The organism is Bacillus cereus group sp. RP32, from assembly GCF_040459735.1.
Classification (GTDB): domain Bacteria; phylum Bacillota; class Bacilli; order Bacillales; family Bacillaceae_G; genus Bacillus_A; species Bacillus_A wiedmannii.
Window position 1 is genome coordinate 5,066,551 of the sequence record NZ_JARVHO010000001.1, and the last position, 10,950, is coordinate 5,077,500.

The window sequence follows — 10,950 nt, forward strand, 5'->3', positions numbered from 1 at the left end:
TCGAGCAAACGGAATTACATCATTCCGCCCATACCGCCCATGCCCATGCCGCCCATGTCAGGCATTGCTGGTGCATTTGGTTCTGGCTTGTCAGCAACTACAGCTTCAGTCGTTAAGAACATAGCTGCAACAGATGCTGCGTTTTGAAGTGCAGAACGAGTTACTTTAGCTGGATCTACGATACCAGTTTCAAGCATGTTAACCCACTCGCCAGTAGCTGCGTTGAAACCAACGCCTACTTTTTCGCCTTTTAGACGCTCTACAACTACAGATCCTTCTAGACCAGCGTTGATTGCGATTTGACGAACTGGCTCTTCTAGTGCGCGAAGTACGATGTTGATACCTGTTGCTTCGTCGCCTTCAGCTACGATAGAAGCTACTTTCGTGTATACGTTCATAAGTGAAGTACCACCACCTGCAACGATACCTTCTTCTACTGCTGCACGAGTTGAGTTAAGTGCATCTTCAATGCGAAGTTTGCGCTCTTTTAACTCAGTTTCAGTTGCTGCACCTACTTTAATTACTGCTACGCCACCTGCAAGTTTTGCAAGACGCTCTTGTAATTTTTCACGATCGAATTCAGAAGTAGTTTCTTCTAATTGCGCGCGGATTTGACCGATGCGAGCTTCGATTTGTTGTGAATTTCCGATACCTTCAACTACAGTTGTGTTTTCTTTCGTTACAACAACTTTACCAGCGCGTCCTAAAGATTCAATTGTAGCAGATTTTAAGTCACGACCTAATTCTTCAGTGATTACTTCGCCACCAGTTAAGATTGCGATATCTTCTAGCATTGCTTTACGACGGTCACCAAATCCAGGAGCTTTAACAGCTACTACATTGAATGTACCACGAAGTTTGTTCACTACTAATGTAGCTAAAGCTTCGCCTTCTACGTCTTCAGCGATGATAAGAAGTGGTTTACCTTGTTGTACCACTTGCTCTAATACTGGTAAGATTTCTTGGATGTTAGAAATCTTCTTATCAGTAATTAAGATGTATGGGTTATCAAGAACTGCTTCCATTTTGTCAGAATCAGTAATCATGTAAGGAGATGCATATCCACGATCAAATTGCATACCTTCTACTACGTCTAATTCTGTTGTAAATCCTTTAGATTCTTCTAAAGTAATAACGCCGTCGTTACCAACGCGCTCCATTGCTTCAGCGATTAATTGACCTACTTCTTCGTCAGCTGCAGAAATAGCAGCTACTTGTGCGATAGAAGATTTGCCTTCGATTGGTTTAGAAATCTCTTTTAATTCTGCAATTGCAGCAGTAACAGCTTTTTCGATACCTTTACGAAGACCCATTGGGTTCGCACCAGCTGTTACGTTTTTAAGACCTTCACGAATCATAGCTTGTGCTAATACAGTTGCAGTTGTTGTTCCGTCACCAGCTACATCATTTGTTTTGCTAGCAACTTCTGCTACTAATTTTGCACCCATGTTTTCGAATGCATCTTCTAATTCGATTTCTTTTGCGATTGTTACACCATCATTTGTAATAAGTGGTGAACCAAATTTTTTCTCAAGTACAACGTTACGACCTTTTGGTCCAAGCGTTACTTTTACTGCGTTTGCAAGAGTGTCGACACCGCGAAGCATCGAACGACGTGCTTCTTCACTAAATTTAATATCTTTTGCCATAATAATTGACCCCCTTGAATTTTTTAAGATTTATATAATTAACCGATAACTGCTAAAATGTCACTTTCACGTAAAATCAAGTAGTCAGTACCTTCATATTTTACTTCAGTACCTGCATATTTTGAGAAGATGATAAGATCACCTGCAGCTACCTCTAGAGCAACACGCTCACCATTTTCAAGCACTCGACCAGTACCTACTGCAATAACTTTACCCTCTTGTGGTTTTTCTTTTGCAGTGTCTGGTAATACAATACCACTTGCTGTTTTTTCTTCTGCTTGAACAAGCTCAATTACAACGCGATCACCTAATGGCTTTAGCATGAACAATAACCTCCTCATTTTGTTATGTAAATTTTATTCATTAGCACTCAAGTCACCCGAGTGCTAACACACTTATAATAATAAATAATCTCAATTTCTTTTGCAAGTAAAAAAATCATAATTTTTTCGCAAATTAAGCTATACACTTTTCTATATAGAGTCCCTCTTCTTCTACCTTTACTATATGAATCGTTGTTTCCCCTACTCGTATGTTACAATATGAAAGGACACCCTAAGTTGTTTTCGCTATACACACAACTTTCTCCTGTCTTCTATTATAATTTCAAATAAGGATTTACAAAAAAAACATAATTTAAGCGAGGTTTATATCGTAGGTAGCATACTTACATGTTATCCTACCTTATCTCATACACTAGAGTTAGAAAGGATGGTTAAACCATTTGAAAAAACAATATTGGTGGGTTATCGTTACATACATTTTAATGCAGTTATCATCCATTGCTGGATTACCACTTCTGCTGAAAACTGGACTTTATGATAACAGGGGATTTACTAGAGAAGAGAAATTTCAACTCATAACTGGCCACTGGGCAATCATTAGCTTCTTTATTGCATTATGTATCGTACTTTGGTTACTTAGAACAGATATTCGTGACAGACGTTTAGATACAATGCGCTCTACTGTTCCAGCTACAATTGGTTGGATTTTTATCGGGTTCTTCCTAGCATTTTTCTCACAAAGTATTGCCGGTATGATAGAAATGCGTGTATTAGGAATTAAACCTGGATCAGAAAATACAGCAAGACTTATGGATATCGCAAAAACGACACCTTGGTTCCTTATCGTTATCTCTATAATAGGACCTATTTTGGAAGAAATCGTATTTAGAAAAATTTTATTTGGTACACTTTATAAGAAGTTTAACTTCTTTATTGCCGCTATCATTAGTTCTCTTGTATTCGCAGCAATTCATTTTGATTTCACTCACTTATTGGTATACACTTCTATGGGACTCGTATTCGCCTTTTTATATGTAAAAACGAAGCGTATTATCGTCCCTATCGCAGCTCATGTTGCAATGAATACATTAGTTGCAGTTGCTCAAGTTTTAATGAGCAATGAACAAATTCAAGAAATGATTAAAGAAGCTGAAAAAATGCAAGGCTTTATCGGAGGATTTTTAGTATGAGGAACTCACCATTGTTCATGGCTGCATTGTACTTCCTTCTAGGATGTATCTTTACACGCTTCGCCATTACGAACGTAACAGATACAATCTGGAATATGTGGACAATACTATTTGCAGTTATGGCAACAATTGATTTTAATTTGGCACTTCGCCTTATCTTAGTTAAATTCACAAAGAAAAAACAATAATAAAACGCAGAGGTCGCTTCCTCTGCGTTTTATTGTGGATAATTCTTTAAAAAGTAAACAAGTGTTTGTAACTCTACCGCTAAATCAATATGGTGAATTCTTATATTATCTGACACATTTAAGCGCGCTGGTGTGAAATTTAAAATACCATGCACGTTCGTTTCTGCCAATCTATCTGCTACAGATTGTGCTACTGTAGCGGGTACTGTTAATATTGCCACTTGTATATCAGTTGATAAACGTTCTTCTAATTCATCTAAATGATATACAGGAATGCCCCCGATTTCTGTCCCGACTTTCTCTTCACTAACATCAAACGCCATTTCAATTTTTGTATTATTGTTTTTCGTGAAATTATAATGTAAGAAAGCGGTCCCTAAATTACCTACTCCAATAAGTGCTACACGTGTTATATCATCTTGGTCGAGTGTTTCACGGAAAAATGATAATAAATAATTTACGTTATATCCATAACCTTTTTTCCCTAACGCTCCAAAATATGAAAAATCTCTTCGAATCGTTGCGGAATCAACTTTTACCGCTTCACTCAATTCGGCTGATGAAACACGTTGCTTACCAGAAAGAGATAAGTTTTGGATAAATCGATAGTATAGAGGCAATCGTTTGGCAGTGGCCTGTGGAATTTTTTGCTGCTCCATATAACCTCTCCTCTCTTCCTATCTTTATTCATATACTTGAATCAAATGCAGAAGTTTAGCACTCATGAATTTCCCTGTATAATAAAGAGAAGAAGTATTCTCTCTTTATTTTAAACTATACACTATTTTTAGTATGATTGAGAAATATAAACATGGCAAAGTTAAGAAATTATTTGAGGTGAAAACATTGATTTTATTACAAGTAAACGCGCTTACGAAATTATACGGTGCCGAAACGATTCTTGCAAACATAAAATTGGAAGTTCAAACGAAAGATCGTATCGCATTAGTCGGACGAAATGGGGCCGGAAAATCTACACTATTAAAAATAATAGCTGGTGAGCTATCTCATGATGGTGGCGAAATTATAAAACCAAAAGATGTCTCAATCGGATATTTAGCCCAAAATACCGGGTTAGAAACGTCTTTAACAATTTGGGATGAAATGTTAACCGTCTTTACACACTTGCAGCAAATGGAGACAAAACTTCGAAGGCTAGAGCAAGAGATGGGAAAAGAAGAAAACTTTTCAAACGAGGCTACATATGAAAGATTATTAGCTGATTATGACCAATTGCAATTAGATTATAAAGATCAAGGTGGATATCAATATGAAGCAGATATTCGCTCGATTTTAAGTGGTCTTGGCTTCCCAATTGAAACGCATCAGACGACGATTTCTACATTAAGCGGTGGACAAAAAACACGATTAGCTCTCGGTAAATTATTATTAACGAAACCAGACCTACTTATTTTGGACGAGCCTACAAACCATTTAGACATCGAAACATTAACATGGCTTGAACAATATTTACAAGGCTATCCTGGCGCAATACTAATCGTTTCCCATGACCGTTATTTCTTGGATAAACTCGTTACACAAGTATATGAAATTTCGAATAAAGAAAGCAGACGATTTGTTGGTAACTACAGTAAATATTTGGACTTAAAATCAGCATTATACGAGCAAGACATGAAACGTTATGAAAAACAACAAGATGAAATCGCTAAGCTTGAGGATTTCGTTCAAAAAAATATAGCTCGCGCATCTACGACAAAACGTGCTCAAAGCCGTCGTAAACAATTAGATAGAATGGAATTATTGACTAGACCATTAGGTGATTCTAAGTCAGCATCCTTCCACTTCGATATCGAAAAACAAAGTGGAAATGATGTTTTACAAGTAAAGGATGCAACTATCGGCTATGATGATGATCCGATTATTGAACATGTAACTATGCGCTTAACTCGCGGGGATAGCGTTGCTTTAGTTGGTCCAAACGGAATTGGGAAATCCACATTATTAAAATCACTTGTGAATAAGTTACCACTATTAAATGGTGATGTTTCTTTCGGATCCAATGTATCTGTTGGTTATTATGATCAAGAACAAGCAAACTTAACATCTTCTAAGCGAGTTTTAAATGAGTTATGGGATGAATATCCATTGCAGCCCGAAAAAGAAATTCGCACGATATTAGGTAACTTCTTATTCACAGGGGATGATGTACTAAAACCAGTATCTTCTCTTAGTGGTGGACAAAAAGCTCGATTAGCTCTTGCAAAACTTATGATGCAAAAATCGAATTTATTAATTCTCGATGAACCTACGAACCATCTTGATTTAAATAGTAAAGAAATTTTGGAGAATGCTTTAATTGATTATCCAGGCACCCTTCTATTTGTTTCACATGACCGCTACTTTATTAATCGTGTAACGACGACCGTTGTTGAGTTGTCAACAGAAGGTGCACAAGAGTATTTAGGCGATTACGATTACTATGTAGAGAAGAAAAATGAAATGATTGAACGTGCAGCATTTGAACAACAAGAACATCAAGAAAACCAAGCACCTGTTCAAAAAACTGTAGCTCAAGAGAAATTAAATTATCTCGAAGAAAAAGAGCGTAAACAATTAGAACGTCAACGCACTCGAAAAATTGAGGAACTAGAACAAAATATTGTAGAATTTGAAGAAGAAATTGCTACGTTAGAAGATCAACTTTGCTTACCAGAAATATACGCAGATTATGAAAAGGCTAGTGAAATTACAACGAAAAAGCAAACACTACAAGAGCAACTTGATGCTTGTATGGCAGAATGGGAAGAATTACATTTATAAGAGTATGAATAAGAAGGATGTCTCATAAGTCGGGATTTTTGACTATGCGACATCCTTTTTATCTTCTAGCTGGGGTATAAACGATTCGACACGACATACCGATTTACCGACAAAGTTTGACAATGTTGGCTCGCCCCTATAATAAGGGCACATTTCAAAATGTTTTTTAGAGATATCTTCTTGCGATTTATTTCCCAAAAAAGAATACATTCAAAGGTCAGACTTCATCTACTTTATCCACAGGTTTATACACATATCCACCTTTATAAAATAAACCCCAAAATAACTTTTCCACATTATCCACAAATCCCAAAAAAGTTATCAACATTTTATATACACAATAAAACCCACATTATCAACAGATAATATGGGTTTTATCCACAAGCTGTGGTTAATTTTGTGCATAACTATTCTTCAATATCTAATCCTGGATTTGCATTTAGAGCTAATGTAGCACGTTTTCCTTGTTCATATGCAATTGTACCTGCGGCTGCAATCATCGCTGCATTATCGGTACATAAAGATAGTGGAGGAATAATTAGCTCGATATTTTCTTTTGTCGCAAATTCCACTTCCAAACGTGCTCGAAGTCCTTTATTCGCAGCTACTCCACCAGCAAGAAGCAGTTGCTTTACGTTATACGCTTCTGCTGCACGAGATGCTTTCGTTACAAGCACATCTATTACACTCGCTTGGAAACTTGCTGCTAAATCTTCCGGTGCAATTTCTATCCCGCGTTGTTTCGCGTTATGCACAGTGTTGATAACTGCTGATTTCAATCCACTGAAACTGAAATCATACGAATCAGGTTCTAGCCATGCACGAGGCAAATCGATTGTCGGTTCCCCTTCATGTGCAAGGCGATCAATGTGAGGACCACCTGGATATGGCATGGATAATGTTCGAGCTACTTTATCATATGCCTCTCCAGCTGCATCATCTCTTGTTTCACCAATCACTTCGAATGAACCATGTTCTTTCATATAAACAAGCTCCGTATGTCCACCAGATACAACAAGTGATAGTAGTGGGAATTGAACTTCTTTTACTAAACGGTTCGCATAAATGTGCCCAGCTATATGATGAACACCCACTAGAGGAATATCATGTGCAAAAGCCACTGCTTTCGCTGCATTTACCCCTATTAAAAGCGCTCCTACTAACCCAGGTCCTTCTGTTACAGCAATTGCATCAATATCATCAAATGTGATATTTGCTTCTTTTAAAGCTTCTTCTAACACAACTGTAATTTCTTCTACATGATGACGGGATGCAATCTCTGGTACAACTCCGCCAAAACGTTTATGACTTTCAATTTGTGATGCAACGACATTCGCAATAATTTCCGTTCCATTTTTAACAACTGCTACTGCTGTTTCATCACAACTTGTTTCAATACCAAGTATAATCGTATTTTTTTCCATTATATATTCACCCACATTACGAGACCATCTTCCTGATTGTCTGCATAGTATCGTTTACGAATTCCACCATTTTGAAATCCGTATTTTCTGTATAACTGTTTTGCTACTTCATTTGATACACGTACTTCAAGCGTCATCGTTTTTACCCCTAAATCTTTCGCTTCGGAAATAACTTCTTTCAATAAAGCATCCCCTAGCTTTTGACCTCTGTATTCTGGCAAAATAGCTACATTTGTTATATGTGATTCATCAATAATTATCCACAATCCACAATACCCAATTACACGACCATCTTTTTCTAGCACAACATAATGTGCATGTTCATTCGTCGTTAACTCACGGTGAAAGGCATCTGCAGTCCAAGGAGTTGAAAAAGACGCTTCTTCAATAGCTACAATTTGAGCGATATCATCGAGTTCCATCTTTCTAAATATCATATCCATCTTCTGCAAGCTCCTACTTATTTTGACTTTCTAACCACTTTGTTTCAGCTTCAGCTAAACGAAGATAACTAGGAACAAATGAATGTACATCTTGTTCTTCTTTTTGTAACCCTAAGAAAGCTAACTCACTTGGTCTTGGGTTATTTTTAGTGAAGGGAGCAAATACAGCTTGGTTGCCTAAATGTTCGATAATCGTCTCTTTGTGCAGTTTAACATCGTTACCAATAAATAAAACAGGCTTTCCTGTATCTTTTAACATTTGCAACCAGTCTACAATAAGAATGATTCGGTCTTCTTCTATAGAAGTTAAATGCTCTCCTTCATATGTATATAACCCAGTATAAATTTGTCCGCGTCTTCCATCGAATAAAGGACAGATTAATCCATCAAAATTAGCACCGTTTGCAGCCACTACTTCTAAACTTGATACACCTACAATTGGTATTTGAAGTGACCAAGCTAATGTTTTTGCAGCTGTCACACCTATGCGAACACCTGTATATGATCCAGGTCCAGCAGCTACAACTATTTTAGTTAATTCTTTCGGTTTTACACCACATTCTTTTAACAATTTCTCTACAGCTGGCATAAGACGTACAGAATGGTTTTTTGTTAAGTTTGTAATGATTTCCCCAATTACGTTTCCTTCCTCAATAAGGGATACACCCATTACGTAATTTGAAGTATCAATTGCTAGTACTTTCATCTTGTAATAGCTCCTCACATAATCTAATATATCGATCTCCAATTGGCTCGAGTACAATTTTCCTTGTATCATCTCCAGCATGGAATAAACTAATTTGTAACTTCTCATTCGGTAAAAATGCTTCTATTAAATGAGCCCATTCTACTACGGTAATTCCTTCACCGTAGAAATACTCATCAAAACCTAAGTCCTCTTCACTTTCTGCTAAGCGATACACGTCCATATGATATAGCGGCAATCTCCCTTTATATTCTTTAATAATATTAAAGGTAGGACTATTTACAACTCTTTTCACTCCAAGACCTTTTGCTAGTCCTTTTGTAAAAGTTGTCTTACCAGCCCCTAGATCTCCTTCTAAAATAATTACATCTTGTGCCCCAACAAGTCCACCTAGTTTTTCTGATAATCTTTGTGTTTCCTCAGAAGAGTTTGTTGTTATTTCATATTTACTCACAGACTTCACCTACTTTACTCACAATGTTCTCTGCTCTTTATTATACAGGTTTTGAATATATAAAAAAGTCCTTAGGAGTTTTCCTAAGGATAGTTTGACTGTCTTTATTAGTTTTTTGTTAAAACAAATAAAAAAATACGAAACAACATGTTTCGTTCTTTTCTTTATATAAAATGGCGGTCCCGACCGGGGTCGAACCGGCGATCTCCTGCGTGACAGGCAGGCATGTTAACCACTACACCACGGGACCATTTGGTTGCGGGGACAGGATTTGAACCTGCGACCTTCGGGTTATGAGCCCGACGAGCTACCGTGCTGCTCCACCCCGCGATGATATAAATAGCCTGGCAACGTCCTACTCTCACAGGGACAAGGTCCCAACTACCATCGGCGCTAGAGAGCTTAACTTCCGTGTTCGGTATGGGAACGGGTGTGACCTCTCTGCCATCATTACCAGACTGTATTCATTTAAGACAAGAATCATCATAACTTATTTAACTTTTAAAGTCAACAAGTTCTTTATATTCTTTCAAAACTAGATAACATTGCTTCATATTATATGGTTAAGTCCTCGATCTATTAGTATTCGTCAGCTCCACATGTCACCATGCTTCCACCTCGAACCTATCAACCTGATCATCTTTCAGGGATCTTACTAGCTTACGCTATGGGAAATCTCATCTTGAGGGGGGCTTCATGCTTAGATGCTTTCAGCACTTATCCCTTCCGCACATAGCTACCCAGCTATGCCCTTGGCAGAACAACTGGTACACCAGCGGTGCGTCCATCCCGGTCCTCTCGTACTAAGGACAGCTCCTCTCAAATTTCCTACGCCCACGACGGATAGGGACCGAACTGTCTCACGACGTTCTGAACCCAGCTCGCGTACCGCTTTAATGGGCGAACAGCCCAACCCTTGGGACCGACTACAGCCCCAGGATGCGATGAGCCGACATCGAGGTGCCAAACCTCCCCGTCGATGTGGACTCTTGGGGGAGATAAGCCTGTTATCCCCGGGGTAGCTTTTATCCGTTGAGCGATGGCCCTTCCATGCGGAACCACCGGATCACTAAGCCCGACTTTCGTCCCTGCTCGACTTGTAGGTCTCGCAGTCAAGCTCCCTTATGCCTTTGCACTCTACGAATGATTTCCAACCATTCTGAGGGAACCTTTGGGCGCCTCCGTTACACTTTAGGAGGCGACCGCCCCAGTCAAACTGCCCACCTGACACTGTCTCCCGGGTCGATAAGACCCGTAGGTTAGAATTTCAATACAGTCAGGGCGGTATCCCACCAGCGCCTCCACCGAAGCTAGCGCTCCGGTTTCAATGGCTCCCGCCTATCCTGTACAAACTGTACCAAAATTCAATATCAGGCTACAGTAAAGCTCCACGGGGTCTTTCCGTCCTGTCGCGGGTAACCTGCATCTTCACAGGTACTATAATTTCACCGAGTCTCTGGTTGAGACAGTGCCCAAATCGTTACACCTTTCGTGCGGGTCGGAACTTACCCGACAAGGAATTTCGCTACCTTAGGACCGTTATAGTTACGGCCGCCGTTTACTGGGGCTTCAGTTCAGAGCTTCGCTTACGCTAACCCCTCTCCTTAACCTTCCAGCACCGGGCAGGTGTCAGCCCCTATACTTCGCCTTACGGCTTCGCAGAGACCTGTGTTTTTGCTAAACAGTCGCTTGGGCCTATTCACTGCGGCTTTCCGTTAAGAAAGCACCCCTTCTCCCGAAGTTACGGGGTCATTTTGCCGAGTTCCTTAACCAGAGTTCTCTCGCACACCTTAGGATTCTCTCCTCGCCTACCTGTGTCGGTTTGCGGTAC

At 39.1% G+C, this 10,950-nt stretch carries 10 protein-coding genes, 2 tRNA genes and 2 rRNA genes (1 of these 14 only partly in view); 3 read left to right on the forward strand and 11 right to left on the reverse strand.

The genetic code is table 11. The annotated features are described in order from the left end of the window. Positions 1-14: 14 nt before the first annotated feature. Positions 15-1,649 (reverse strand): chaperonin GroEL, encoded by a 1,635-nt coding sequence (gene groL / locus QCI46_RS25930; protein ID WP_001029984.1) that lies wholly within the window; start codon positions 1,647-1,649, stop codon positions 15-17. 38 nt (positions 1,650-1,687) lie between these two features. Next, entirely contained in the window at positions 1,688-1,972 is a 285-nt protein-coding gene (groES, locus tag QCI46_RS25935) for a co-chaperone GroES (protein WP_000917306.1), read from the reverse strand. A 401-nt stretch (positions 1,973-2,373) separates the two neighbouring features. On the opposite strand from groES, the gene QCI46_RS25940 reads away from it, so the two are divergent. Then, a complete protein-coding gene (locus QCI46_RS25940) occupies positions 2,374-3,123 on the forward strand; it encodes a CPBP family intramembrane glutamic endopeptidase (protein WP_087981823.1) in 750 nt (249 codons plus the stop codon). Next, positions 3,120-3,311, forward strand: a complete 192-nt coding sequence (locus QCI46_RS25945; protein ID WP_001246201.1) for a YdiK family protein — start codon at positions 3,120-3,122, stop codon at positions 3,309-3,311. The genes QCI46_RS25940 and QCI46_RS25945 overlap by 4 nt, the downstream gene beginning before the upstream one ends. 29 nt (positions 3,312-3,340) lie before the next feature. Here QCI46_RS25945 and QCI46_RS25950 read toward each other — a convergent pair whose 3' ends face one another. Beyond that, positions 3,341-3,970: a redox-sensing transcriptional repressor Rex gene (locus QCI46_RS25950; RefSeq protein WP_000437704.1), complete on the reverse strand. Its 630-nt coding sequence runs from the start codon at positions 3,968-3,970 to the stop codon at positions 3,341-3,343. Between the two features lie 187 nt (positions 3,971-4,157). Between QCI46_RS25950 and QCI46_RS25955 the strand changes: the two genes are divergently transcribed. Next, on the forward strand, positions 4,158-6,092 hold the full coding sequence (locus tag QCI46_RS25955) for an ABC-F family ATP-binding cassette domain-containing protein (RefSeq protein WP_353841753.1): 1,935 nt from the start codon (positions 4,158-4,160) through the stop codon (positions 6,090-6,092). 407 nt (positions 6,093-6,499) lie between these two features. On the opposite strand, the gene tsaD is transcribed toward QCI46_RS25955, so the two are convergent. The 8 genes from tsaD to QCI46_RS25995 form a co-directional block, all read right to left on the reverse strand. Next, a complete protein-coding gene (gene tsaD, locus QCI46_RS25960; protein ID WP_353841754.1) occupies positions 6,500-7,516 on the reverse strand; it encodes a tRNA (adenosine(37)-N6)-threonylcarbamoyltransferase complex transferase subunit TsaD in 1,017 nt (338 codons plus the stop codon). After that, the gene (gene rimI / locus QCI46_RS25965; protein ID WP_000367200.1) at positions 7,516-7,959 is read right to left on the reverse strand and encodes a ribosomal protein S18-alanine N-acetyltransferase; all 444 of its coding nucleotides are present in this window, start codon (positions 7,957-7,959) and stop codon (positions 7,516-7,518) included. Before rimI ends, tsaD begins: the two co-directional genes overlap by 1 nt. A 13-nt stretch (positions 7,960-7,972) precedes the next feature. Further along, on the reverse strand, positions 7,973-8,665 hold the full coding sequence (tsaB, locus tag QCI46_RS25970) for a tRNA (adenosine(37)-N6)-threonylcarbamoyltransferase complex dimerization subunit type 1 TsaB (RefSeq protein ID WP_048542995.1): 693 nt from the start codon (positions 8,663-8,665) through the stop codon (positions 7,973-7,975). Then, positions 8,646-9,119, reverse strand: a complete 474-nt coding sequence (gene tsaE / locus QCI46_RS25975) for a tRNA (adenosine(37)-N6)-threonylcarbamoyltransferase complex ATPase subunit type 1 TsaE (protein WP_000049636.1) — start codon at positions 9,117-9,119, stop codon at positions 8,646-8,648. Before tsaE ends, tsaB begins: the two co-directional genes overlap by 20 nt. A 174-nt stretch (positions 9,120-9,293) precedes the next feature. Then, positions 9,294-9,369: transfer RNA gene (locus QCI46_RS25980), tRNA-Asp, on the reverse strand. A 3-nt stretch (positions 9,370-9,372) separates the two neighbouring features. Beyond that, positions 9,373-9,449: transfer RNA gene (locus tag QCI46_RS25985), tRNA-Met, on the reverse strand. Positions 9,450-9,461: 12 nt separating this feature from the next. Then, a 5S ribosomal RNA gene (gene rrf, locus QCI46_RS25990) occupies positions 9,462-9,577 on the reverse strand. A gap of 101 nt (positions 9,578-9,678) precedes the next feature. Next, positions 9,679-10,950, reverse strand: a 23S ribosomal RNA gene (locus QCI46_RS25995); it runs 1,650 nt beyond the window's last position.

Coding starts and splice junctions, on each gene's coding strand:
- groES (WP_000917306.1), bottom strand. CDS start 1,972: ATGCTAAAGCCATTAGGTGATCGCGTTGTAATTGAGCTTGTTCAAGCA.
- groL (WP_001029984.1), bottom strand. CDS start 1,649: ATGGCAAAAGATATTAAATTTAGTGAAGAAGCACGTCGTTCGATGCTT.
- QCI46_RS25950 (WP_000437704.1), bottom strand. CDS start 3,970: ATGGAGCAGCAAAAAATTCCACAGGCCACTGCCAAACGATTGCCTCTA.
- tsaD (WP_353841754.1), bottom strand. CDS start 7,516: ATGGAAAAAAATACGATTATACTTGGTATTGAAACAAGTTGTGATGAA.
- rimI (WP_000367200.1), bottom strand. CDS start 7,959: ATGGATATGATATTTAGAAAGATGGAACTCGATGATATCGCTCAAATT.
- QCI46_RS25945 (WP_001246201.1), top strand. CDS start 3,120: ATGAGGAACTCACCATTGTTCATGGCTGCATTGTACTTCCTTCTAGGA.
- tsaB (WP_048542995.1), bottom strand. CDS start 8,665: ATGAAAGTACTAGCAATTGATACTTCAAATTACGTAATGGGTGTATCC.